Origin of the sequence: Asticcacaulis excentricus CB 48 (assembly GCF_000175215.2) — a bacterium.
GTDB classification, from domain to species: domain Bacteria; phylum Pseudomonadota; class Alphaproteobacteria; order Caulobacterales; family Caulobacteraceae; genus Asticcacaulis; species Asticcacaulis excentricus.
This window is the reverse complement of sequence record NC_014816.1, coordinates 886579-908924: the sequence shown is the minus strand read 5'-3', so window position 1 is coordinate 908924 and position 22346 is coordinate 886579. Positions and strand designations below refer to the sequence as shown.

23 protein-coding genes are annotated in these 22346 nt (G+C 61.2%); 11 read left to right on the top strand and 12 right to left on the bottom strand.

The features are described 5' to 3' along the window. The first annotated feature begins 140 nt into the window (after positions 1-140). Genes nadA through nadC form a run of 4 tightly spaced genes read left to right on the top strand, consistent with a single transcriptional unit; the run spans position 141 to position 3987 of the window. Positions 141-1256 carry a quinolinate synthase NadA gene (gene nadA, locus ASTEX_RS04250; RefSeq protein ID WP_013478376.1) on the top strand — a complete coding sequence of 372 codons (1116 nt, stop codon included), beginning with the start codon at positions 141-143 and terminating at the stop codon, positions 1254-1256. Between the two features lie 51 nt (positions 1257-1307). Next, a complete protein-coding gene (locus ASTEX_RS04245) occupies positions 1308-1553 on the top strand; it encodes a hypothetical protein (protein WP_041658513.1) in 246 nt (81 codons plus the stop codon). A 30-nt stretch (positions 1554-1583) separates the two neighbouring features. After that, on the top strand, positions 1584-3137 hold the full coding sequence (locus ASTEX_RS04240; protein ID WP_013478375.1) for an L-aspartate oxidase: 1554 nt from the start codon (positions 1584-1586) through the stop codon (positions 3135-3137). A gap of 1 nt (position 3138) precedes the next feature. Next, positions 3139-3987 carry a carboxylating nicotinate-nucleotide diphosphorylase gene (nadC, locus tag ASTEX_RS04235; protein ID WP_013478374.1) on the top strand — a complete coding sequence of 283 codons (849 nt, stop codon included), beginning with the start codon at positions 3139-3141 and terminating at the stop codon, positions 3985-3987. On the opposite strand, the gene ASTEX_RS04230 is transcribed toward nadC, so the two are convergent. The 4 genes from ASTEX_RS04230 to ASTEX_RS04215 form a co-directional block, all read right to left on the bottom strand. Beyond that, on the bottom strand, positions 3984-5090 hold the full coding sequence (locus ASTEX_RS04230; RefSeq protein ID WP_013478373.1) for an acyltransferase family protein: 1107 nt from the start codon (positions 5088-5090) through the stop codon (positions 3984-3986). The genes nadC and ASTEX_RS04230 overlap by 4 nt on opposite strands. 180 nt (positions 5091-5270) lie before the next feature. Continuing rightward, positions 5271-6290, bottom strand: a complete 1020-nt coding sequence (locus tag ASTEX_RS04225) for an efflux RND transporter periplasmic adaptor subunit (RefSeq protein ID WP_013478372.1) — start codon at positions 6288-6290, stop codon at positions 5271-5273. Positions 6291-6307: 17 nt separating this feature from the next. Further along, positions 6308-7039, bottom strand: a complete 732-nt coding sequence (locus tag ASTEX_RS04220) for an ABC transporter ATP-binding protein (RefSeq protein WP_013478371.1) — start codon at positions 7037-7039, stop codon at positions 6308-6310. Then, positions 7036-8166, bottom strand: a complete 1131-nt coding sequence (locus ASTEX_RS04215; protein WP_013478370.1) for an ABC transporter permease — start codon at positions 8164-8166, stop codon at positions 7036-7038. The genes ASTEX_RS04220 and ASTEX_RS04215 overlap by 4 nt, the downstream gene beginning before the upstream one ends. A 364-nt stretch (positions 8167-8530) precedes the next feature. On the opposite strand from ASTEX_RS04215, the gene flgF reads away from it, so the two are divergent. The 5 genes from flgF (at position 8531) to ASTEX_RS04190 (ending at position 12991) form a co-directional block, all read left to right on the top strand. Beyond that, entirely contained in the window at positions 8531-9280 is a 750-nt protein-coding gene (flgF, locus tag ASTEX_RS04210; protein WP_013478369.1) for a flagellar basal-body rod protein FlgF, read from the top strand. A 12-nt stretch (positions 9281-9292) separates the two neighbouring features. Further along, the gene (gene flgG, locus ASTEX_RS04205) at positions 9293-10081 is read left to right on the top strand and encodes a flagellar basal-body rod protein FlgG (RefSeq protein ID WP_013478368.1); all 789 of its coding nucleotides are present in this window, start codon (positions 9293-9295) and stop codon (positions 10079-10081) included. A gap of 11 nt (positions 10082-10092) precedes the next feature. Continuing rightward, positions 10093-10869 carry a flagellar basal body P-ring formation chaperone FlgA gene (flgA, locus tag ASTEX_RS04200; RefSeq protein WP_013478367.1) on the top strand — a complete coding sequence of 259 codons (777 nt, stop codon included), beginning with the start codon at positions 10093-10095 and terminating at the stop codon, positions 10867-10869. A gap of 9 nt (positions 10870-10878) precedes the next feature. Beyond that, the gene (gene flgH, locus ASTEX_RS04195; RefSeq protein WP_013478366.1) at positions 10879-11607 is read left to right on the top strand and encodes a flagellar basal body L-ring protein FlgH; all 729 of its coding nucleotides are present in this window, start codon (positions 10879-10881) and stop codon (positions 11605-11607) included. Between the two features lie 76 nt (positions 11608-11683). Further along, positions 11684-12991 carry an O-antigen ligase family protein gene (locus ASTEX_RS04190; protein WP_013478365.1) on the top strand — a complete coding sequence of 436 codons (1308 nt, stop codon included), beginning with the start codon at positions 11684-11686 and terminating at the stop codon, positions 12989-12991. 90 nt (positions 12992-13081) lie between these two features. Here ASTEX_RS04190 and ASTEX_RS04185 read toward each other — a convergent pair whose 3' ends face one another. The 3 genes from ASTEX_RS04185 to ASTEX_RS04175 all read right to left on the bottom strand — a co-directional run bounded on the left by ASTEX_RS04185 (position 13082) and on the right by ASTEX_RS04175 (position 15551). Further along, complete coding sequence (locus ASTEX_RS04185) at positions 13082-14158, bottom strand: quinone-dependent dihydroorotate dehydrogenase (protein WP_013478364.1); 1077 nt, start codon at positions 14156-14158, stop codon at positions 13082-13084. After that, positions 14158-14667 carry a SixA phosphatase family protein gene (locus ASTEX_RS04180; protein ID WP_013478363.1) on the bottom strand — a complete coding sequence of 170 codons (510 nt, stop codon included), beginning with the start codon at positions 14665-14667 and terminating at the stop codon, positions 14158-14160. Before ASTEX_RS04180 ends, ASTEX_RS04185 begins: the two co-directional genes overlap by 1 nt. Positions 14668-14810: 143 nt before the next feature. Then, the gene (locus tag ASTEX_RS04175) at positions 14811-15551 is read right to left on the bottom strand and encodes a class I SAM-dependent methyltransferase (protein ID WP_013478362.1); all 741 of its coding nucleotides are present in this window, start codon (positions 15549-15551) and stop codon (positions 14811-14813) included. 66 nt (positions 15552-15617) lie between these two features. Here ASTEX_RS04175 and gloB point away from each other — a divergent pair, with 66 nt between their 5' ends. Continuing rightward, positions 15618-16364, top strand: coding sequence for a hydroxyacylglutathione hydrolase (gene gloB / locus ASTEX_RS04170; protein WP_013478361.1), 747 nt, complete (start codon positions 15618-15620; stop codon positions 16362-16364). Between the two features lie 8 nt (positions 16365-16372). Here gloB and ASTEX_RS04165 read toward each other — a convergent pair whose 3' ends face one another. The 3 genes from ASTEX_RS04165 to ASTEX_RS04155 form a co-directional block, all read right to left on the bottom strand. Then, entirely contained in the window at positions 16373-17182 is an 810-nt protein-coding gene (locus ASTEX_RS04165) for a DUF4908 domain-containing protein (RefSeq protein WP_013478360.1), read from the bottom strand. A 246-nt stretch (positions 17183-17428) separates the two neighbouring features. After that, positions 17429-18154 (bottom strand): acetoacetyl-CoA reductase, encoded by a 726-nt coding sequence (phbB, locus tag ASTEX_RS04160; RefSeq protein WP_013478359.1) that lies wholly within the window; start codon positions 18152-18154, stop codon positions 17429-17431. A gap of 145 nt (positions 18155-18299) precedes the next feature. Beyond that, positions 18300-19493 (bottom strand): acetyl-CoA C-acetyltransferase, encoded by a 1194-nt coding sequence (locus tag ASTEX_RS04155; protein ID WP_041658877.1) that lies wholly within the window; start codon positions 19491-19493, stop codon positions 18300-18302. 423 nt (positions 19494-19916) lie between these two features. On the opposite strand from ASTEX_RS04155, the gene phaR reads away from it, so the two are divergent. After that, a complete protein-coding gene (gene phaR, locus ASTEX_RS04150; protein WP_041658510.1) occupies positions 19917-20549 on the top strand; it encodes a polyhydroxyalkanoate synthesis repressor PhaR in 633 nt (210 codons plus the stop codon). A gap of 483 nt (positions 20550-21032) precedes the next feature. On the opposite strand, the gene ASTEX_RS04140 is transcribed toward phaR, so the two are convergent. Together ASTEX_RS04140 and ASTEX_RS04135 are read right to left on the bottom strand one after the other, a co-directional pair. Continuing rightward, positions 21033-21488 (bottom strand): hypothetical protein, encoded by a 456-nt coding sequence (locus tag ASTEX_RS04140; protein ID WP_013478355.1) that lies wholly within the window; start codon positions 21486-21488, stop codon positions 21033-21035. Between the two features lie 94 nt (positions 21489-21582). Beyond that, entirely contained in the window at positions 21583-22314 is a 732-nt protein-coding gene (locus ASTEX_RS04135; RefSeq protein ID WP_013478354.1) for a glycosyltransferase family 2 protein, read from the bottom strand. Positions 22315-22346: the final 32 nt, after the last annotated feature.

The window sequence follows — 22346 nt, the reverse complement described above, 5'->3', positions numbered from 1 at the left end:
GCTTGAAGATACAATATGTGATGCTTTTTTTACGTGGTGGCCTTGCAATGAGCGGCCAAAGGCGTATTTTAATGCCACTTATGCTGAAATTGAGCATAAGTGTCACCGGAGCGGTCCGGCGGCGCGAGGAGACGAATAAAATGCTGCATAGCAAAAACCCGATCGTGGACGAAGCCCTTGGCGCCCTGGCCTTTACGCCCGACATCGAGGCGGAAACCTCAGAAATTTATGCGCGGCTTAAGGGCAAGGTGTCGGCAATCGAATGGCAGATTCAGGCCCCGCTGATCGCGGCCATCAACCGTCTCAAGCGCGAGAAGAACGCCGTCGTTCTGGCGCACAACTATATGACACCTGACATCTTCCACGGCGTCGGCGACTATGTGGGCGACTCGCTCGGTCTCGCGCGCGAAGCTGCAAAGTCCGACGCGAAAATCATCGTGCAGGGCGGCGTGCACTTCATGGCCGAAACCTCGAAGATTCTTGCCCCGGAAAAGACTGTTCTGATCCCCGACCTGCGCGCCGGCTGTTCTCTGGCCTCCAGCCTGACGGGTGAACAGTTGCGCCTGATCAAGCAGCGCTACCCCGGCCTGCCGGTGGTCTCCTATGTCAACACCACCGCCGATGTGAAGGCGGAAACCGACATCTGCTGCACCTCGGCCAATGCGGTGCAGGTGGTCGAATGGGCAGCGAAGGAATGGGGCGTGGACCGCGTCATTCTGGTCCCCGATGAATTCCTGGCCCGCAATGTGGCACGTCAAACCCATATCGGCATCATCGCCTACAGGGGCGCGTGCGAAGTTCACGAACGCTTCAATGCGCAGGACATTGCCGATGTGCGCGCCGCTCACCCCAACGCAGTGGTGCTGGGCCACCCGGAATGTCCGCCGGACGTCATCGCCGCCTGTGATTTCACCGGCTCGACCACGGCTATGGCCGACTATGTCACGCAGAACAAGCCGAAGCAGGTTGTACTGATCACCGAATGTTCGATGGCCGATAATGTCACCGCCGATGCGGGCGACGGCGTTGAGTTCCTGCGGCCGTGCAATCTGTGTCCGCACATGAAGCGCATCACGCTGGAAGGCATCTATGCCTCGCTGCTGACGATGACGCACGAAGTAACGGTGGACGCGGCCATTATCGACAAGGCACGCCTGTCGGTACAGCGCATGATCGACATGCCGCCCACCGCCACCCCGGCCCGCTACGACATGATCAAGGCCCGCCACCATGTTGATGTCGAGTTGATAAGTTAGGATAGCCCAGAACCCTCTCCGTCAAGGCAGAAGGGGTAAGTGGAGACCGTTATGCCTACGGTTCAACAGTTCCGTGAATATATTCAACGCATTCGGCTTAAAGCGGCTGATCAAAACGTTGAGACCTTTGAACTCAGTGCGGAAGGCACCCATGCATGTGTTTTGGGAAATTCTCACGCCTACACACACATTGCGGCCTGTCGAACAGCCATGAAAATGGAAATGAAACCGGGCGATAAGGTACTTAGCGCCGGCAACGGCAAGAACACAAACCTGACACTCGCCTACAAAAGCTAAATCTTGGATGACCATATTCGGGAGGCCAGCATGGCCAACGACATTTATATCCATAACGGTCCGCTGATCATCGGTGCAGGGCTGGCCGGGCTATCGGTCGCGCTAAATGCCGCACCGCAGCCGACGCTGGTGCTGGCCCCGGTCGAGCTGGGCGCCGCCTGTTCTTCGGCCTGGGCGCAAGGTGGTATCGCTGCGGCCTTGTCCCCGCAGGACTCCCCCGAAGCGCACGCGCACGACACGCTGATCGCCGGGGCGGGCATCAATGACCCCGCCGCCACCTACGCCCTGACCGGTATGGGCCCGGACGTGGTGCGCCGCCTGAACGCCATCGGCGCGCCCTTCGATCACCACGCCGACGGCTCGTTCGTGCTCAACCGCGAAGCCGCGCACGGCCTCGCCCGCGTGGCGCGCGTCGGCGGCGATCTGGCCGGCAAGAAGATTCTCGAGGCCGTGGTGGCCGCTGCCAAAGCCGCGCCGCATATCGACATCTGGGAAGGCGCGGTCGCCACCGGCCTGATCAAATCCGACGCTCAGACAGTGATTGGTGCCGTGGTCGAACGCGGCGGTCGCACGAGCGAGGTCTTCGCCCCTGTCGTAGTGCTGGCGTCAGGCGGGTCGGGCGGATTGTTTGCCGTGACCACCAACCCGGCCAATCTGCGCGGCGAAGGCATGGCGATGGCCGCCCTTGCCGGAGCCGAAATCGCCGATCCGGAATTCGTGCAGTTTCACCCCACGGCCATCAATGTCGGGGCCGACCCCGCTCCTCTGGCCACCGAAGCCCTTCGCGGAGAAGGCGCGACCCTGATCACGACGGACGGCTATCGCTTTGCCTTTGACGATCACCCGGACGGCGAGCTGGCCCCGCGCGATATTGTGGCCCGCGCCGTGCACCGCGCCAATACGACTCTGGGCGGGGCCTTCCTTGATTGCCGCGAAGCGTTAGGCGAGCACTTCCCGCAGGAATTTCCGACCGTTTTCGCTTCGTGCCTAGCAGCGGGCATTGACCCACGCACGGCGTCCATCCCGGTCGCCCCGGCGGCGCACTATCACATGGGCGGCATCCGTACTGATATAGACGGCCAGACCAGCCTGACGAACCTGTTTGCCGTCGGTGAATGCGCCTCGACCGGGGTACATGGGGCCAACCGTCTGGCGTCCAACAGCTTGCTGGAGGCCGCCGCCTTCGGGGAGCGCGTCGGTCGCAAGGCCGCCGAGGTCGCGGCGCGCGGCGCGTTTGCGCCGGACACACAGGGAGCGCTTCGCCCACTGCCCGCGCCTCGCCTGACGCCTGAAGCACTGTACACCCTGCGCGCCGCCATGCAGGCGCACGCTGGCGTCATCCGCGACGCAACGGGCCTCACAACCCTGCTCGAAACGCTCACGGGGCTGGAGGCAGCGTTCAAAGGTGCGTTACCTCTGGTCGCTGCGCGCCTGATCGCGCAATGCGCCTTGCAAAGGCGGGAGAGTCGCGGTTCTCATTATCGTCAGGACTACCCCAAGACGGCGACTGAGGGTCAACGCACCTTCGTCCGTTTGACAGAGGGTGGCCTAACACAAAGGCAAACGCAAAAGGAAGTGGCTTAAGATGTATATCACCGGACTGCCTGACCTGCTTATCGAGCCCGTGGTCCGCGACGCCCTGCGCGAGGATCTGGGGCTGGCCGGTGACGTCACCGCCGACGCCGTCATCCTGCCGCGCGCCCGCTTCAAGGCGCAGTTCAAGGCCCGCGAAGCGGGTATCCTTTCCGGCATCGACTGCGCACGACTGGCCATGAGCCTGATGGACCCGCATATCCGATTTGAGGTCGTCAAGCCCGACGCCGCCCAAGTGGTGGCCGGCGACGTGATCGCCCGCGTCGAAGGCAATGCGCGCGCCATTCTGGCGGCCGAGCGCGTGGCACTAAACCTGTTGTCGCACCTTTCAGGCGTGGCAACGCTGACGCACACCTATGTGCGGCTGGTCGAAGACCTGCCGACGCGCATCGCCTGCACGCGCAAGACCCTGCCTCTGCTGCGAGGCCTTCAAAAACATGCCGTCAAGTGCGGCGGGGGCCACAACCACCGCTACGGCCTGGATGACGCCATCCTGATCAAGGACAACCATATCGCCATCTGCGGCGGCGTCGAAAAGGCGCTGGAATTGGCGAAGGCCTCGGCCGGTCACACCATGAAGATTGAGGTCGAGGTCGATTCGCTGGCCCAGCTCAAACAGGCCCTGCCATTCAGGCCAGACGTGGTGATGCTTGATAACTTCAATCTGGAGGAACTGCGGGAGGCCGTGGCGCTGGTTAAGGGTGCGACCCTTCTCGAAGCCTCCGGAGGCGTCAATCTCGACACGGTGCGCGCCATTGCCGAAACCGGCGTGGACGTGATCAGCGTCGGGGCCCTCACCCACTCCGCCCCGGTGTTTGATATCGGGCTGGACGCGGTTTAAGCTTCAGCCTTAACGCCACCGGTCAGGCGCGCCGTCACCCACCGGCTCAACGGACGATCGACCCACGCCTCGAACACGAAGGCCGACGCGATCGCCGCCGCCACACACATGCACCAGCTCAGCCAGTGCAGCGGCTCGGGTAGTGCAAAGCGGTGCACCAGCATCCCGTCAAGCCCCAGGGCTATGCCCCCTACGACCGAATGGATAAGAAACAGCGCGTAGGCGCTGCGCCCCAGTCTCCGGGTCAAGAGGGTTTCGGGAAGACTTATGCCCGCCGACAGGACCAAAGCTGCCGCAAGCGTCCCTAGAATAATGAGGTCGGACAGGGTATGCCGCGGCAAGCTGGCCAGACCCACAACGATAAGGCCGCTTAGGGTCATGCCAACCGCATAGACGCGGTCGGATACGGCAAGCCCGGTCGTGAGGCGCTCCATCAGCGCGCCGATAAAAAACAACGGCAAGGCGCGTACCAAGCCAAAACGGAACGGCAGATCGACAAAAGGATGGCCGATTATGGCTGCAACCGCAAGCGCGAGAGCCAGCACCACGACCAGTGCTGTGATTAGGGCACTGCGCCGCCAGCGAAACACAAAACCGGCGCAAAGACTGAAGACGGCATAGCAGACGACCAGCGCCGACAGGGTCCAAGTCGGCACGTTCCAGCCCGGTGTATCGCTGAGGCCCCAGCCGTGCACGAGGATCAGTTGCTCCCAGAAGGCCCAGACTGTGTACTTTTCGGGGTGGCCGGGCGGATGACCCTGTAGGGTCGCCAGCCCGACGACCAGCAACATCAGCAGGAGCGCCACAATGTGCGACGGCCACAGGCGCAGGACTCGGCGGATGACGAAGCTCACCGGGCTGAAGCGCTGTTGCGCCAGTGCCGGCCCGTAGGCGCGCATCAGGATAAAACCCGAGAGCATGAGGAAGAAATCGGTGGCTAGCCAGCCCTGCCGCAGGACGGGGATCAGATCACTCAACGGGCGCGGGGCCGACTCACTGAAATGGAACAGCAGTATAAAGCCCGCCGCCAGAAAGCGCAGAACATCGAGACTGGCGCCCCCGGCTCTGGGCTTGGGGGCAAGGGGGGTAACGCTTACGCTCATCCGGCGGGCTCATTCTTTATCCCACCAGATAACGCACGCAGGTTAACATATTGGGTAAAGACAGCCTTAGCCAAATGCGCAGGCGCGCTGATTTCAGACCCGTTAGAAAGCACAACCCCGGCACGTATGGGCCAGGGTTGTGGTCTTCTTCATGTTTAAAACCTTGCGCTTCTTTCAGCCTTACTTCTTTTCAGGCGCCGCTGGCGCGGGCGGCGTGCGCTTGATGCCCGCCTTTTCGCCCGGCTTCATGAACTTGACCAGCACGCGCTGACCGATAAGCAGCGGCGCATTGTCCGCAGTGACCACCACTTCGACGACGCGCTCATCGGAAGCTTCGTTACCGCTGTCGGACAGGAGCTTACGCGAACCAAAGGTGGCGGCCATACGCTTCACCGTGCCGACATAGACCTTAGTCTGATCGGTTTCTGGGATGATTTCGACCTCCTGCCCCGGCTTGACGTCCGGGATAGAGCTTTCGACAATTTCCGAGCGCACAATACGCTCTGCCGCCGCCGGGACCAGCTGGAACATGGTCGAAACGTTCAGGGTCGAGGTGCCCGAACCCGGATTGGCAAAGCGACGGATGATACGGCCATCCATCGGGGCGCGCACATACGTCTGCTCCAAGTCGAAATTAGCCTGCGCCAGCGCGGCCTGCGCCGTCTGCACCGACGCCTGCTGCGCCGCCAGGCGCGCCTCAGCCTCACGGATCAGGTCCGCCTGCGCGTCCAGCTTCTGACCCGCGACGAAATTGGTCGCCGCCAACTTCTGATAGCGGGCATACTCGCGCTTGGCCGTATCAAGATTGACCTCTGTCAGGCGCATGGAGGCCTGAGCCTCAACCACATTTGCTCGGGCGCGCTGCACAGCCAGTTGAGCCGTGTCGGCCTCCTGACGGGCGAGCACCTGGCCCTTCTTCACGTCGTCGCCTTCCTGCACCAGCACTTCGTGTACGACCCCGGCGCGGCGGGCGGCTATTTCGATGACACCACCTTCGACATCGGCCTTGCCATTGGCGATGGCGGCATAGGGCGAAACGATAGGCTTAGCCGCGGCGGCTTCGCCCTTCTTCGCGTCCTTGCCACCCGGCGCGGGCGGGTTACAGGCGCCCAGGCATAGGACCAGCGGCGCGGCCAGCAGGAGGAGGAGCGCCTTTGACGGGCGTTTACGGGCGGGGTTAGGGGTGTAAGAGGTGCGCATGGTGTGTCGTTCTCTGATCAGGCGTGGGGGGCGGTAGGCGGGACGTCTTCAGGCCTGTTGACGAAGGTGTCGCTGAGGATTTCGCCGTCTTCCATATGGATGATGCGGTCGGCATAGGCTTCGAGGCGCGGGTCGTGGGTCACAACGATCACCGCCGCTCCGTGCTCCTTGGCCGCGCGGTGGAGGAGCTTGATGACCACCTGCCCGGACACGGAGTCCAGCGCCGAGGTCGGTTCGTCGGCAAACAGAAGCTGCGGGTTCTTGGACAGGGCCCGCGCGATGGCCACGCGCTGCTTTTCCCCTCCTGACAGGGCCGACGGCGTCTGCTTCAGGCGCTTGTCTAGCCCCACTTCGGTCAGGGCCTGAACCGCACGGCTGCGCGCTTCGGACTTCTTAACCTTGCAGTATTTGAGCACCTGCTCGACCTGCTGAGTGGCATTGAGCGCCGGGAAGAGGTTGAAGCCCTGAAAGATGAAGCCGCAATGGTCGAGCCGGAACTTGTCGATCTTGGCCTTTTTCTTTTTCCACAGACTTTCCCCCAGAGCGACCACCTCGCCCTCATCGGGCTTCATCAGCCCGGACAGAGCGGCGATCAGTGTCGATTTACCTGAACCCGAAGGCCCCATGACCATGGTCACCTGACCATGATAGGCGGTGAAGTTGACGCCCTTGAGTACCGGCTGCTTGATCTTGCCGATCTTATAGCTCTTGGACAGCCCCTGGGCTTCTATAGCAAGTTTTCCGGTCATCGCAGCAGATCCGCAGGTTGGCTCTTTTTGAGCACGCCAAGCGACAGAAGGCCGGAAATGACGGCGATCGTCAGCAACATGATGGCGATAGTGATAATCGACCACAGGGGATAGAACATGGTCAGGCCCACAGCATTGGCCAGTGCGGTGACGCCCACCAGCAAGATCCCCGTCATCATCAGGCCGGCCACACCGACCCAGAAGCTCAGCTCCATAATAATCAGGTTGAGATTACCCATCGACACGCCCAGCGCCCGCAGCGATGCGAACTCCTTGATATTGGCCAGAATGGCCCCCTGAAGCGTCTGCCAAGTGATAACCACCCCAATGAAGACACCGACAATCAGCATGAAGCCCAACATGATGACGATGAAGGATTCCTTGAACATTTCCGCCTGATTTTCACGGGCGAGGTCCTCACGGGTCCAGGCGCGGAACTGCTTGTTGCTCATATTATTCAGGTCCTGAGCGACAATAGCGGCGCGCGACGGATCACGCAGCTTGACCAGAAGAGAACCGACGCGCGGCCCTTCGTCATATAGCCTCAACAGCTTGGCCGTCTGACGCGACATGAACACCATCGAGTTGAACAGGCTGGGATAGTTGGAGATGGTGGCGCGCACATTGACGGTGCGGCCGTTCATCTGCGCCTTGTCGCCGACCTTGACGCCTAGCTTGGCGAGAGAGGTGGCATCGACCACTACCGAATAGGGCTCCTGAAGCGCCAAAATGACGTCTTCGGGAAAGTCGGTCGGCAGGGTCACCGCCCCTTCGATGGGATCGACGATGATCACCTGAACGCCGTCGCGCTTGGCCGATTGCCCTGGCGACGGAAAGTTCGCCCACATGGCCCAGCGCTGGGTATAGGGCATGACCTCTACCACTTCGGGGTGCTGATAGAGGGTCGGGATATTGCGGCGCGGCTGGCTTGAGCCAAAGCCTTGCGAATCGGGCGGCAGCACCATGAGGTCAGCTGGAGAGCGGTCGATGGTAGCGGTAAAGTTCTTACCGATCCCCATAAACATGCCGACCAGCGACAACACCAGCAGACCCGCCACGGCCAGCGCTATGACCGCGGCCATATAGCGCCGCCATTCATAGATAAGCGTAGATAGAGCCAAAGACATAAAAAAGGTTCCCCAGGCTGCGCGAAGGCGAACGAATGGTTTCCGCCCCTGACGCCCCTAAAAACAGATGAGAAACGACCGCCCTTTCCGACACCCGTGTCGGACGCGCCCCGCCCTCTTGACCCTAACATCGTTAGTTTCATCTCAGACGTCCAATTAATTCCGCGTAACGAAAGCAAAAGGGCGCGGCGCCCGCCGCCGTTGCGGGGAACATCAGGGCAGTTTTTGCCGCCTTAGACTTACGCGTTCGTCCGCCTTTGGATTTTTCCCAACAGATTCAGAGCATTGACTCTTTCGCCCTACTGGCACGGCTCTTGCTTCTCCTGAAACATGGTTAACGCGCCGTCGCAGGAGGAGGCCGACAATGGATAATGCGAGCTATGTCGCCCTGTCGCGTCAGCTGGTTTTGCGCCGCGAACTGGACGTCACGGCCAACAATTTGGCCAATATGAATACCAATGGCTACAAGTTTGAGCAGTTGCTGGTCGAACCCGAAGAGGGCCGCCCCGCCTATAATCTTCCGATCCGCGCCCCGGCCAATTTTGCCTATGACAAGGGCGTAGGCCGCGACTTTTCGCAAGGGGCCCTTACAACGACGGGCGGCGATTACGACGTCGGCATCGAAGGTGAAGGCGCATTTTTCGTCATCAACGGTGCCAACGGCCCACTCTATACACGCGATGGTGCCTTTACCGTGTCGCCGCAGGGCGTGCTGGTCACGGGCGATGGCCTGCCGGTTCAGGGCGATGGCGGCGAAATCCGCCTCAATCCGGAATTTGGCGCGCCGTCGATCTCGGCTGACGGCGTAGTCTCGCAACGCAGCACCGACGGCATTGTGCGCGTTGGCCGCATCAGCGTGGTGCGCTTCGCCAGCCTGTCGGACCTTGAAAAGCAGGGCGATAACCGCTTCCGCGCCACTACCAATGTCGCCCCCGACCCGGCCCCCGATGCGCGCCTGCGGCAGGGCATGATCGAAACCTCGAACGTCAACGCCCTGAGCGAGGTGACGCGTCTGGTCGAAATCAACCGCGCCTACGCCTCGGTGACAAAGATTATCGAACAACAGGCCGAACTGAACCGCAGCGCTGTCGAGCGCTTGGGTAAGGCGGCTTAAGGAGTATAACCCATGCGTGCTTTGAGAACCGCCACCACCGGCATGTCAGCTCAGCAGCTCAATGTCGATACTATCTCGCACAACATCGCCAACATGAACACGGTCGGCTTCAAGAAGCAGCGCGCCGAGTTTCAGGACCTTCTGTATCAGAATGTCGAGCGCATGGGCGCGCAGTCTTCCGAATCCGGTACGGTCGTCCCCACCGGCATTCAGGTCGGCGGCGGCGTCAAGACGGGCAGCGTCTATCGCATCTTGACCCAGGGCTCTGCCACCCGCACCGACAATCCTTACGACATCATGGTCGATGGTCGCGGCTATTTTCAGGTGCTGATGCCGTCGGGAGAAACCGCCTATACGCGCGCTGGCAATTTTGCTGTCAATGATCAGGGGCAACTCGTTACCGACGATGGTTATCTGGTGCAGCCGCAGATCACCTTTCCGCAGGACACCAAGGAAGTCACCATCTCCAAGACCGGCCAGGTGTCGGTCACGCAGGATGGTGTCACCGCCCCCACCGTCATCGGTCAGCTTCAGGTCGCCAGTTTCTTCAACGAAGCCGGTCTCGAAGCCATTGGCGATAACCTGTATCTGCAGTCGGGAGCTTCGGGTGCGCCCAACATCGGCACGCCGGGCGATGTCGGCTACGGCACTCTGATGCAGGGCTATACCGAAGCCTCGAACGTCGATGCCGTGTCAGAAATCACCTCGCTGATCGTCGCCCAGCGCGCCTACGAGATGAATTCGAAGATCATCAAAACCGCCGACGAAATGTTGTCGGTAACGAGCAGCCTGCGTAACTAAGGACACGGCTGATGCACCGTTCGATCTATATGCTTATGCTGACCGGAGCCGGGGCCCTCAGCCTGCTTGGGATGATGGCTGCCCCCGTACAGGCACAGACGGCGCTCGTGCTGAAGGCGCAGGTCACCGACGGCGACGGGCGCATCACGCTGGGCGACCTGTTCGACAATGCGGGGGCTGCTTCGGATGTGGTGGTCGGCACGCGCGTTGGCCAAAGCGCCGTCCTCGATGCCGGTCAAGTTCAGGCCAAAGCGCGTCAGGCCGGGCAGTCGTGGCCAAATCCGCAGGGCCTGCGCCGCATCATCGTCAGCGCGGGTGCAGATGGCATTTCGGCTACGCAAGCCCGCGCCGAAGCCGGACGCACCAAGAACGTGCTGGTCTTCACCCGTAGCCTGAGCGCCGGTGAGGTGATTGCCGCTGCGGACATCGCCTGGCAACCGGTTCAGGCGCATCTGGCGGGCGGCAGCCTGGTCAGCGACCCCGAAGCCGCCATCGGCAAGACGGTGCGCTTGCCCGTGCGCGACGGCGGCGTAGTGCGCCCCGGCGACCTGACCGCGCCCCTGGTCATCAGGCGCGCTGAAATGGTCATGGTGACCTTTGAAATGAACGGCGTCACCCTGTCCATGACCGGCCCGGCCCAAAAGGACGGCGCGGTCGGCGACCTGATCCTGGTGCAAAACCCCGCTTCCAAAAAACTGATTGAAGCCGTTATCACCGGCCCCGGCAGCGCCGCCGTCGGTGAAGCCGCCCAAAGCCTTCGCAACCGCGCCCTCTACTCCTCCCGTTAAGGCAAACCCATGCGTTTCCCCGTTCTTGCCACCGTTGCTGCCCTGACCGCCGCCGCCCTGTCGGGCTGCGCCAGCGTCAACGAAGCCGTCAACGGCCCGTCCCTGCAACCGATGGGCTATCCGGCACAACTGGTGCCGCAGCAACAAGTCTATGCGCCGCCCGCCTCGACTTCGGCTTCTGCCAATTCGCTGTGGCGCACGGGAGCCAAGGCCTTTTTCAAGGACCAGCGCGCCCGCCATGTCGGCGACATCCTCACTGTCACCATCGACATCGACGACAAGGCGCAGACACAGAACACCACCTCGCGCAAACGCGACGGCAGCTACACGGGCTCGGTGCCCAGCGTGTTCGGGCTGGAATCGTCTTTAGGGAAGATTTTGCCCAGTGAGTACAACCCCTCGGCCGGCCTGTCGAACAACACAGCCGCCGAATTTTCGGGCAGCGGCAGCGTCAACCGCTCGGAAAAGATTTCGCTCACCGTCGCCGCCATCGTCACCGGTGTCCTGCCAAATGGAAATCTGATCATCCAGGGCTCTCAGGAAGTGCGTACTAACCGCGAAGTGCGCGAACTGATCGTCTCCGGCATTGTTAATCCACAGGACATTTCGTCTGCCAATATCATCAAGCATACGCAACTGGCCGAAGCGCGCATCTCTTACGGCGGGCGCGGCGACGTCAGCCGGATGCAGGCCGCCCCGGTCAGCCAAAACCTGATGGAAAAGTTCTCGCCGTTCTGAGTGCGCCGGGATGCACAGATTTAAGCGCATCTTGACATTTCGATGATAAGTTTAGAGTCCCCGCCCTCGGACTCCTATGCCTGCGACACCCGCCTACGAACGTGACGACTATCCGCGAACGGTCCGCTCGACTGGCCGCCGTGACGCCGTAGAGCCGCCTCTGAGCGGGCCGGCCCTGATGGTGTTTCGCATCGAGGCGCTGCTGGCGGCCTTCTGTCTCTTCATGTTTTCCGAAGCCCTATGGGCCCCGTTGTTTGCGCCCAATCAGGAAAATGGCGGGGAAGTGTCGTGGATGCGCCTGTTGTGGCTGCCCGTCTATGGCCTGACCCTGTTGCTCAGCGTGGCGCGGGCCGATCGTTTCCTGCGGGTCTTGCCGGCGCTGGTCATGGCTGGCGCCCTGCTGGCCCTGTGCTACGCCTCCAGCTGGTGGTCGATTGATCCCTCCGTCACCAACCGCCGCTCTCTGGCGCTGGGCTTTACCCTGCTGTTTGGTCTCTATCTGGGGGCCCGTTTCAAAGGCTCCGAACTGACGCAGATCGTTGGCGGCACCTTCGCCGTCATGGCGGTCGGCAGTATTCTGGCCGCCCTCCTCTACCCCACCATGGGCGTGCATCACGACATCAATGCCGGGGCCTGGCGTGGCCTGTGGCATGAAAAGAATCAGATGGCGTCTCTTATGACGTTTGGTTTCGTTGCCTGTTGCGCCAGCGCCTTCCTGCTGCCCGCCCGGCGCGCCATGTGGATCGGGTCCGCGGCCCTGATCTTCTTCCTGATCCTCATGTCGCGGTCGAAGACTTCGCTTCTCGCCTGCCTGCTCGCGCTGGGGGCCATGCCCGTCTTGTCGGCGCTGCGCAGCGGCGGCGCGAAAAGCGTGCTGTTTGTCTGGGGTGGCGCCACGGCGTCTCTGATCGGCGGTGCCGTCTTCTTCCTGACACCCGAAACTGTGTTCAAGGCGCTGGGCAAGGATCCGACCCTAACCGGACGCACACAGATATGGGAGTCGCTACTCAGGCTGTCTGATCAGCGCCCGTGGCTGGGCTATGGCTACAAAGCCTTCTGGGGGCCGGATTCCATCCCCAACCAGATCGTCAAGAAGGAGACCAACTGGGACGTGCCGTCGGCGCACAATGGCTGGCTGGACCTGCTGGTGCAACTGGGCTGGGTGGGCGTGATCCTGTTCGGGAGCTGTCTGGCGGTCACCTTCTTCTGCGCACTATTTCGCTTTGCGCGCGTGCGGGACGGCTATTTTTCGGTTCTGGCCCTCTGTATTTTCAGCTTCCTCATCTTGTCGGAAAGCTTCATTCTGGGGCAGAACAACTTGATCTTTGTGCTGTTTATTTGCGCCATGGCACGGCTGACCGCCAACCGGATGGAGCCGGTTTAAGACAGAGCCTCCTCCACATATCACCCCTTTGGCGGTGCGTGTGGCCCCCCTCCCCAACAAGTTGGATAGGCATAAGACGGCAGAGGTCTGTTAAGCCCCCGAACCCACCGCTTGTGACACATGCGTCAAACCATCGGCGTGCAGGCGCTGCACCAGATCACGCTTAATCTCATCGATAAGCCCCGGTCCCTTATAGACCAGCGCCGAGTAGAGTTGCACCAGCGATGCCCCAGCGCGGATCTTGGCATAGGCATCGGCCCCGGAAGCAATGCCACCCGCCCCGATCAGGGTTAGCCGCCCCGCGGCCACCTTATAAGCACTGCGCAGCGCCGAGGTCGAAAGCCCAAACAGCGGCGCGCCTGACAGGCCGCCTGTTTGCGTCGCCAGATCTGAGCGCAGCGACTCCGGCCGCTCGATCGTGGTGTTAGACACGATCAGCGCATCGAGCCCGTGCGCAATGGTCGCTTCGACAGCATCAGCGATTTCTTCCTCGCTGAGGTCCGGCGCGATCTTGAGGAAAATCGGATAGTTGTTGCCCGTCACGCGCACCAGATCGGTGCGCGTCGCCGCAATCTGCCCCAAAAGCTCATCGAGGTGCGCCCGCCCCTGTAAAGCGCGCAGACCCGGTGTATTGGGTGAGGAGATGTTGGCGGTAAAATAGGACGACAGACCCCATAGGCGTTTCAGGCCCGTGACGTAATCGGCCATACGATCCGTGGCGTCCTTATTGGCCCCGATATTGGCGCCTAACACCGGCGCCGAGGCGCGGCCCAGATGACGCTCCAGGTGGCTGGCGAAGACCTCAAGTCCCTTGTTATTGAAGCCCATGCGATTGATCACTGCCTCGTCCTCGCTCAAACGGAACAGGCGCGGGCGCGGGTTACCGGCCTGCGGCAAGGGCGTAACCGTACCACATTCCACAAAGCCAAAGCCGGCACGGCTCATGGCTAGCGGCACATCGGCATTCTTGTCAAACCCGGCGGCCAGACCGACGCAATTGCGTACACTCAATACCCCGCCTGTGAAGGCGATTTCCGTGCGCAGTTCTGGCGGATCGTAGCTGGAACGCGGCCCTAACCCTGATTTCAGCGCCAAAATGGTCGCCGAGTGGGCGTCTTCGGCCTCCAGAAGATGCAGCGGTTTCAGCGCCAGCCGGTAGAGATCCATCACTCGCCCCCAATTAGGTCTTTGGGCTTCAGCAGGTCATCAAAGATCGGGCGACCGGCCAGATCGATCGTAAACACAGTGGCGGCCGCCGTGGGGTACGAGCCGCGCGCGCGGTCTATATCGACCTGAGAGGCCGCGCCTTCGGTCATATAGTCGAGCACCAGGTATTGAATGCCCGGATTGTGCCCGATGATTAGCAGACAATCCCCCGCCTCTTCGTGCGCCTCGACCAGACGACGCAGGTCCGATGCTCCCATATTGAACATATCATCGCGCACCTCGCCCGCTATATCACCCAGCACGCCCTTGACGGCGTCAAAAGTCTGGTGCGTGCGGTGGGCGGCAGAGACGAGCGCATAGTCGGGTTTTAGGCCGCGCGCCTTCAGCGCTTCGGCAACGGCGGCAGCTTCGCGCAGGCCGCGCTGCATCAAGTTGCGCTCGAAATCCTCGCCCGAGGCGCTGTCCTTCTCGGCCTTCCCGTGGCGCATGACGATCAGGTGTTTCATCATGAGTCGTGTTCCTTGTTCAGGCCCGCTTATGGACGCGAAAGCCGTCCCGGTTCAAGCCATATTCGCGGTGTTGTGAAGCGGTAACGATGGAGGTCTGCCCCCACCCTCCGACCTGTCTAGAGGAAATAGAAAGGCGGACTTAATCAATGCCCCTGCGGGGTTGGCTGCGGCATCGACACGCCCAGCTTGTCGCGGATGTCGTCAATGACCGACACCGCCGTGCCGCGCACCGGCGCGCGGATCACCCGCTTACCCGCCTCCATCAGGATCAGCCCGCCACGATAAGGCCAAACCCGCGGGGCCCATTCCTCAAAGGTCTGGGCCCAGCGCAGCAACGAACGCAGGGGCGGCACATAGAGGGCATAGGACCAGGCGATTGGCTCAAGCTCCGCCGCCCGCAGCAGCGTCTCAAGCTGCGTGCGCGAAAAGGGCTGGCCGTGCCCGAACGGCGTCTTTTCGGCGTGGGTCCACAGACCACCTCGCGCCACCACTGCCAAAATCAGCCGCCCGTTAGTGGTTAGACAACGCGACGCTTCGACCAGCAGGGCTTCGGGGTTGGGCGCTTCCTCCAGCGCGTGCATGAGGAAAATCCGGTCGAACAGCGCCGAGGGAAAGGGCATATGCTGCTCATCGACCAGCGTTGAGCGGCTTTTCAGGCCCTCTGGCCAGATTTCCGCCCCCTGCGCCGACGGCATGGCGGCAATCACGCGCCGCGCCGTGCCATTGAACGCATCGAGATAGGGGGTGGTATAGCCAAGCCCCAGCACGTCCGACCCCGTCACATCGGGCCAGGCTTCTGCCAGCTTCTGTGTAACCATGCGCCTTGTCACCGCGCCTTCGGGCGTGGCATAGAAACGGCTCAGTTCGGATACGATACGACGCAAGGCGAGTCCTCAGGGGATCAGACCCTCTATATAGGATGCTTTGCGCGGTTGAGGGAGGATTTTGCCATGTCGGCCCTGCAAATTCATCAGTTTCCGGCGCTAAACGACAATTACGGGTTCGTGGTCCGCGATCAGGCGTCAGGGCAGGTCGCCTGCATCGACACCCCCGATGCCGAAAGGGTGACGGCGGCCCTGACGGCGCAGGGGTGGGGGCTTGACTACATCTTAAACACCCACTGGCACCCGGATCATACGGGTGGCAATGCGGCGCTGAAAGACCGTTATGGCTGCCTCATCTACGGCCCCGAAGAGGTACGTAAAGCCGCGCCGCTTGATCACGTTTTGAGCGGAGGTGACAGGTTCGCGCTGGGGCAGACGGTGTTCGACGTACTCGATCTCACGGGACATACTCTGGGTCATATCGGCTATTGCGCGCCGTCGGAAAACGTGGCCTTCGTCGGCGACACCCTGTTTGCGCTGGGTTGCGGGCGGTTGTTCGAGGGCAGCGCTTCAGACATGTGGGGCAGCCTGCAAGGGCTGCTGGCGCTCGACCCGCAGACAACACTCTATTGCGCGCACGAATACACCATGTCGAACCTGATGTTTGCTGAGAGCTTAGGTCAATTCCCGGCATTGGAGGCGCGCGGGGCGGACATTCGCGCCCGCCGGGCGCGCGGCGAGCCCACTGTGCCCATGCGACTGGCTGACGAGATGACCACCAATCCGTTTGTTGTCTATCCACTGAGAGAAAGCGGCTTTGCCGCTCAGGCCGCAAAGTTTGGCGAAATCAGAGCGGCCAAGGACCGGTTTTGATTGGCACACTAAGGCGCGTTGCCGCCGCTGGCCAGCACCTTCATCACGCGCTTTGACGACGGGCGGCCGCCCCAGCCCTTGCTGAGGTCCAGTTTGAGCATCAGCGTATCGCCTTCGACCCAAGCGCTTGGCGGGCGGCCCTCGATCAGTTTGACCTCCTGAACGGGGGCCAGAAGTTTGCGCCCCTTGGTCGTCGCTGACATTTCGACGATGGCATCGGCGGTCACGGTCGCCGCATCGGCAAACAGATAGTCCGCGCCCGGCGTCTGCACATCGGCTTCGAAGCGCACCAGACGGCTGAGCGCCGCTGAAGCCTTTTTGGAGGTACGCACCAGATGCTGAAACAGTTGCGACGGTGACATATGACCCGGCTCAAACGCTTCAGCGCGGCCGGCCACCGCCACCGGATCCCCCGTCGGGCGGTCCTTGGAAAACAGGATCATGCCGCCCCAGCGCGTCGCCTTGAGCACGGGTTCGCCCAGATCGTTCTTGAAGATGATATCACCCATCGGACCGGGCGTCGGGGTCAGGGCCCAAACCTCGCTGTCGCCATCGAACTGGATCAGCGGGTTCCGACGGCTGCGGTCCAACACGAAACTGGCCCCGCGATCGGTCGTAAAGCGCGCCACAGTCGGCGGCGCATTGGTGCGCCCGTCATTTGGCGTCACCCGGCCAATCAGCGAGTCGCGCAAGGTGCGTTCGGCCTGCGCCTGCGACACGCCGGCAACCGGCAGGCAAAGGGCGATAATCAGAAGGCAGAGCGCCCGGCAAAGGGTCTGAAACCGGGTGGGACGCGATGTGAACTGAGGGTTTGTCATCGGGACGTAAAGTGCGCGTGGAAATAGGCGGAATTAGGACAAGCCGGGGGTGTCTTGAGGGCGCTAAACGTTGAATCACAAGCGATTGCGGCATTTTTGTCACAAAGATGGGAGCGAATGATAACCGCTCTCAAACACGTGTGCTACAAAGTGGCGGCTCGCCGTGCGGGGTATAAAATATCCCCGCAGCCGGAACTGCGGGGATACGTTTTGTCGGCTCTAATCCCGTGTGAGTATCACACAGGGTTAGCTGGCCATATGCTGGCCGCCATTGACAGCAATAGTGGCGCCGGTGATGAAGCTGCCCATGTCCGATGCCAGGAAGGCGACGATTTCGGCAACTTCTTCGGGGGTGCCCAGACGTCCAACGGGGATGCCGGAGACGATTTTTTCCAGTACTGCAGGAGCGATGGCCGAGACCATTTCGGTCGAGGTGTAGCCGGGGGCGACACAGTTGACCGTGATCCCTTTGGACGCCGATTCGAGCGCCAGCGCCTTGGTAAAGCCAATCACGCCCGCCTTTGCCGTCGAATAGTTGGCCTGCCCGGCCTGCCCCTTCTGACCATTGATTGACGAGATATTGATGATGCGGCCATAGCCGCGCTCACGCATGCCTTCAATGACCGGACGGGTCATGTTGAACATCGAATCGAGATTGGTATGGATGACTTCCTGCCACTGCTGCTGGCTCATCTTATGGAAGAAGCCGTCGCGTGTGATGCCGGCATTGTTGACCAGCACCTCGACCGGCCCCAGCGCGGCCTCGACCTCGGCCACAGCTCGCTGACAGTCCGCGAAATCAGCCACCGAGCCTTTGACGACGAAGACGCCCAGTTCTTCGGCGACGCGCTTGGCGTTTTCTTCGTTCCCGGCGTAACCCGCGGCCACCTTGAAGCCTGCGTCTTTGAGGCGCTTAGCAATCGCCTTGCCGATACCGCGCGTCCCGCCCGTAACCAATGCAACTCTGCTCATTTTTAATCCTTTAGTCGTTCCGCTTGCGCTTAAGCCGCCATAACGCGGCCAAAATGAATAGCTTCTGAGTCCTGGCGCGCAGCGTAGATAGGTACGTGAGCGCCAGCTCGAAGGAAGGTGATTATTGACAGCTCGTCAGGGGAGTTTACCCAAGGGTCTCGACAGTCAGGGCGACGCCCATCCCCCCACCGATGCAAAGCGTGGCCAGACCCTTCAGGGGCTTGCCCGCTTCGCTGGCGCGGCGGTTCAGTTCGAAGATCAAGGTGGTCAGAATGCGCGCGCCCGACGCCCCGATCGGATGGCCTATGGCGATGGCGCCGCCGTTGACATTGACCTTCGAAGTGTCAAGCCCCAATTCCTTGACCACGCACAGAGCCTGAGCGGCAAAAGCTTCGTTCGATTCGACGAGGTCGAGATCGGCGACGCTCCAACCCGCCTTTTCCAGCGCCTTTTTCGAAGCCGGGATTGGCCCCGTGCCCATGATGGCCGGATCGACGCCCGCCGTCGCCCACGATTTGATGCGCGCCAGAGGCTTCAGGCCGCGCGCCGCTGCTTCGTCGGCAGACATCAGGATCAACGCCGCCGCACCATCATTGAGACCCGACGCATTCGCCGCCGTTACCGTGCCGTCCTTCAGAAAAGCGGGCTTGAGGCCTGCCACACTGTCGAGCGTTGCGCCATGGCGGATGAATTCGTCCTTATCGACGACCGTATCGCCCTTGCGCCCCTTAATGATCACCGGGGCAATTTCCGCGTCGAACTTGCCAGCCTTCTGAGCGGCTTCGGCCTTATTTTGCGAGGCGACGGCGAATTCGTCCTGCGCTACTCGGGTGATCTCCCACTTGGCCGCGATGTTTTCGGCCGTCTGCCCCATATGATAGTTGTTGAAGGCGTCCCACAGGCCGTCCTTGATCATGGTATCGGCAAACGAAATGTCCCCGAATTTCTGACCATTGCGCAGGAAGGCTGCGTGATTGGCCTGCGACATGCTTTCCTGACCGCCGGCGATGACCACCTTGGCATCTCCCAGCGCGATCTGCTGCGCAGCTAGCGCCACCGCGCGCAGGCCTGAGCCGCAGATTTGGTTGATGCCCCAGGCCGGGGTGGTGTTGGGCAGGCCGCCCTTGATCGCTGCCTGACGGGCCGGTCCCTGGCCCTGCGCGGCGGTCAGCACCTGACCCAGGATCACTTCGTCGATCTCGTCTGCCTTGAGGCCGGAGCGTTCCAGAACGGCCTTGATTACATGGGCGCCCAGATCCGCCCCCGACAAAGAGGCCAAACCACCCAGAAACGAACCGACCGGTGTACGGGCCGCAGCCACGATCACCACGTCAGACACAGAGCTTACCGACATGAAAATTCCCTTTTGAAAATAACCGGACGTTTCCCTTGCAACCGCTCATTTGCGCGCGTATCCGGCGAGTTGACGGTTCGGACCCTGCCCCAAAGGCGTGACGGTGTCACGACACAAAATATGTGTAAAAGTCTCCAAACACGTGATTTTGAGCGCAAAATTTTCGCATCTGCACAACCATCACGTCGGATTTACCGCATTTTGCACACGCACACGCGCTTTATCGCCGCACACCCCTTGAACAACTGAGGGAATAGCCATTTAGTAGGCACAGTTTTTCCGCATAAGCACAAAAAGCCGCGGAAAACCTCTTCGCCTTTCGCATCTGCGCGACGGATCATGTTGCGCAATATGAACCGCGAAGATGGCATCACACTGGACCCGTACAGGGGGAGTCAGGATCAAGGCATGACTGAAACCAAAACGAAGACCAAACGCGGCGATCAGGAACGCGTGGTCATCAAGAAATACGCCAACCGCCGTCTGTATAACACCGCCACCAGCTCCTACGTGACGCTGGACAACCTGTCGGACATGGTGCGTCAGAATATCGACTTCATCGTCTATGACGCCAAGACGGGCGACGACATCACGCGCGGCGTGCTGGCCCAGATCATCTTCGAAGAGGAGAGTCGCGGTCAGAACCTGCTGCCGATCCAATTCCTGCGTCAACTCATCTCATTCTACGGCGACTCGATGCAGAACCTTCTGCCGACCTATCTGGAAATGTCGCTCGACGGCTTCGCCAAGCAGCAGGAACGCTTCCGCTCGCAATTCTCTCAAGCCTTTGGCGGCGCGCCTGGGCTAGGCTATTTCGATGAGCAGGTGGCGCAGAACCTGGCCATGTTCGACCGTGCCATGCGCATGTTCTCGCCCTTCTCATTTGCGGCCCCCGGTGCGGCCCCCACAACGGGCACGGCCGAACCGGCGGCTTCGGCTGCGACCTCCGCGCCGCCCGCCGACAGCGATCAGGTCAATGAACTGCGTCAGCAGATCGAGGCCATGAAGGCGCAGATCGACCAGCTGGCTACGCGCAAATAGACTCTGTTTTAAGACAATGGGTGTAGAGTGGGCGGGAATTTTGGTTTCCGCCCTTTTTCTTTTGCCGACAGAATGACGAAAAAGCCCAACCTACCTGTGCCGGCCGGTCCTGCTGTGGAACACGAACCCTCGTCCGCGCGCCGGGTGAACAAGGCCTATGAGAATGTGGACTATGCAGCCCAGGTGTTGGGCGGTGGAGAAAAGCGCGGTCTGCGGGGCGGACCGGAGACGCTGGGGCGGGCAAAAAAGACCTATTTAACGTCGGAATACTCCGGCCCGAATGACCGACGTCCAGCACCGGGCCGCATCAAGCATGAGAAGATATAGGGTTAACAGCGGTTAAGCCTGCGGCACAGCTTTTGCAGCGTGCCCCGCATCTGATGCGGAGTGCCCCATGCCTACCTTGATGCCGATCCTGACCAAGACCTTCGACGTACTGCTGGTCGCCACCATCTTCACGCTGTTTACCTAAGCCCTCAGGGCTTAGCCAAATTCCAGATCACGGCGGGCGGTGATAATGGTCACAATGAAGCCGGCCAACACATCGAGCAGCGTCATAGTGGTGAGGAGGAAGAAGGTTGAGGTGCCGAACGGGCGCAGCAGCAGAAACTCGACCAGACAGATGATGAACAGCACCATCGACAGCGAATGATTGACGATGGCCACGCTATCGGAACGGGTCGATTTCAGAAGCTCAAAAAACAGCATGATAAGGCCAATGAACACCACCACATCCCCGGTGGAGATCAGCCATTTCGTCCCGGCCGAGGGCATGGGCACGCTGAACAACACGTGGCTCAGGCCATTATATGCGGAATTTGCGTCGCTGCCGAACATATGGAACAAGGCGACGATATTATACACTGCAACGGGAATGGCCAGCATCGGAAAGGCCGTTAAAAGCCCCCCCTCGTCCTTCTTGGCCGGTGCATTCGCCATGTGCTTCCCCGTTTGCGAGATGACTGCTGTACCTACTACCGCGTTTCGCTGTTCCTGACTAGCCATCCCGTTAACCCCGTTCTGTGGAATGCGCTCAGACCTCTGTCGTCCGTCCCGGCAGGCGGCGGCGGCTGTTCAGCCACATGACGCCCGGCAGGTCGGTCAGCGCGTTCTTCAGTCGGCCCCAATTGGTATACTTGGAGCTACCCGTCGTGCGCAGCCGGTCATCGACCGGTTCAAAAAGCGTAACATAGCCTTCGCGGTTGACCAAGGCCGGGATGTAGCGGTGCATATTGTCGAAATAGGGCAGCCGCAGAAACAGGTCGCGGCGGATGGCCTTAATGCCACAGCCCGTGTCGTTCGAACCGTCCTTCAAAAGGCTCTTTCGAATGCCGTTGGCCCAGCGCGACGCCCATTTCTTTGAGGCTGTGTCCTGACGACGACGGCGCTCACCGGCGACCATGCCCACCGTCGCATCGGCGGCCATCAGCATCTGCGCGACCTTGAGCACGTCGGCGGCCGGATTCTGACCGTCGCCGTCCAGCATGGCTACAATGTCACCGCGCGCATAAAGTACGCCTGTGAACACGCCGCCCGACTTGCCTACATTGTTTTCGTGGCGAATGACGCGCAGTTCCGGCACTGAGGCTTTCAGGCTGTTCAGCACCTGCGGGGTCGCGTCTGTCGATTTATCATCCACAAAGATCAGCTCGTAATTGCCCGCGCCCAACCCGGCGTCGAACACGCTTTTCAGTTCCTGCAGCACCTGCGGGGTGGCCCCCTCTTCGTTGTGGACGGCGACGACAACGGACACGGATACAGGCATTAGGTCACGGGCTCTTTGCGGGAGGGAGGCGT

Excerpts from the sequence above, each read along its gene's own strand:
- ASTEX_RS04165 (WP_013478360.1), bottom strand. The coding sequence starts at position 17,182 with ATGACAAACCCTCAGTTCACATCGCGTCCCACCCGGTTTCAGACCCTT.
- ASTEX_RS04230 (WP_013478373.1), bottom strand. The coding sequence starts at position 5,090 with ATGAGCGTAAGCGTTACCCCCCTTGCCCCCAAGCCCAGAGCCGGGGGC.
- nadA (WP_013478376.1), top strand. The coding sequence starts at position 141 with ATGCTGCATAGCAAAAACCCGATCGTGGACGAAGCCCTTGGCGCCCTG.
- ASTEX_RS04135 (WP_013478354.1), bottom strand. The coding sequence starts at position 22,314 with ATGCCTGTATCCGTGTCCGTTGTCGTCGCCGTCCACAACGAAGAGGGG.
- flgA (WP_013478367.1), top strand. The coding sequence starts at position 10,093 with ATGCACCGTTCGATCTATATGCTTATGCTGACCGGAGCCGGGGCCCTC.
- ASTEX_RS04220 (WP_013478371.1), bottom strand. The coding sequence starts at position 7,039 with ATGACCGGAAAACTTGCTATAGAAGCCCAGGGGCTGTCCAAGAGCTAT.
- ASTEX_RS04215 (WP_013478370.1), bottom strand. The coding sequence starts at position 8,166 with ATGTCTTTGGCTCTATCTACGCTTATCTATGAATGGCGGCGCTATATG.
- flgG (WP_013478368.1), top strand. The coding sequence starts at position 9,293 with ATGCGTGCTTTGAGAACCGCCACCACCGGCATGTCAGCTCAGCAGCTC.
- ASTEX_RS04225 (WP_013478372.1), bottom strand. The coding sequence starts at position 6,290 with ATGCGCACCTCTTACACCCCTAACCCCGCCCGTAAACGCCCGTCAAAG.
- gloB (WP_013478361.1), top strand. The coding sequence starts at position 15,618 with ATGTCGGCCCTGCAAATTCATCAGTTTCCGGCGCTAAACGACAATTAC.
- nadC (WP_013478374.1), top strand. The coding sequence starts at position 3,139 with ATGTATATCACCGGACTGCCTGACCTGCTTATCGAGCCCGTGGTCCGC.
- phbB (WP_013478359.1), bottom strand. The coding sequence starts at position 18,154 with ATGAGCAGAGTTGCATTGGTTACGGGCGGGACGCGCGGTATCGGCAAG.
- ASTEX_RS04140 (WP_013478355.1), bottom strand. The coding sequence starts at position 21,488 with ATGGCGAATGCACCGGCCAAGAAGGACGAGGGGGGGCTTTTAACGGCC.
- ASTEX_RS04185 (WP_013478364.1), bottom strand. The coding sequence starts at position 14,158 with ATGGATCTCTACCGGCTGGCGCTGAAACCGCTGCATCTTCTGGAGGCC.
- ASTEX_RS04245 (WP_041658513.1), top strand. The coding sequence starts at position 1,308 with ATGCCTACGGTTCAACAGTTCCGTGAATATATTCAACGCATTCGGCTT.
- ASTEX_RS04240 (WP_013478375.1), top strand. The coding sequence starts at position 1,584 with ATGGCCAACGACATTTATATCCATAACGGTCCGCTGATCATCGGTGCA.
- ASTEX_RS04180 (WP_013478363.1), bottom strand. The coding sequence starts at position 14,667 with ATGATGAAACACCTGATCGTCATGCGCCACGGGAAGGCCGAGAAGGAC.
- flgH (WP_013478366.1), top strand. The coding sequence starts at position 10,879 with ATGCGTTTCCCCGTTCTTGCCACCGTTGCTGCCCTGACCGCCGCCGCC.
- ASTEX_RS04190 (WP_013478365.1), top strand. The coding sequence starts at position 11,684 with ATGCCTGCGACACCCGCCTACGAACGTGACGACTATCCGCGAACGGTC.
- flgF (WP_013478369.1), top strand. The coding sequence starts at position 8,531 with ATGGATAATGCGAGCTATGTCGCCCTGTCGCGTCAGCTGGTTTTGCGC.
- phaR (WP_041658510.1), top strand. The coding sequence starts at position 19,917 with ATGACTGAAACCAAAACGAAGACCAAACGCGGCGATCAGGAACGCGTG.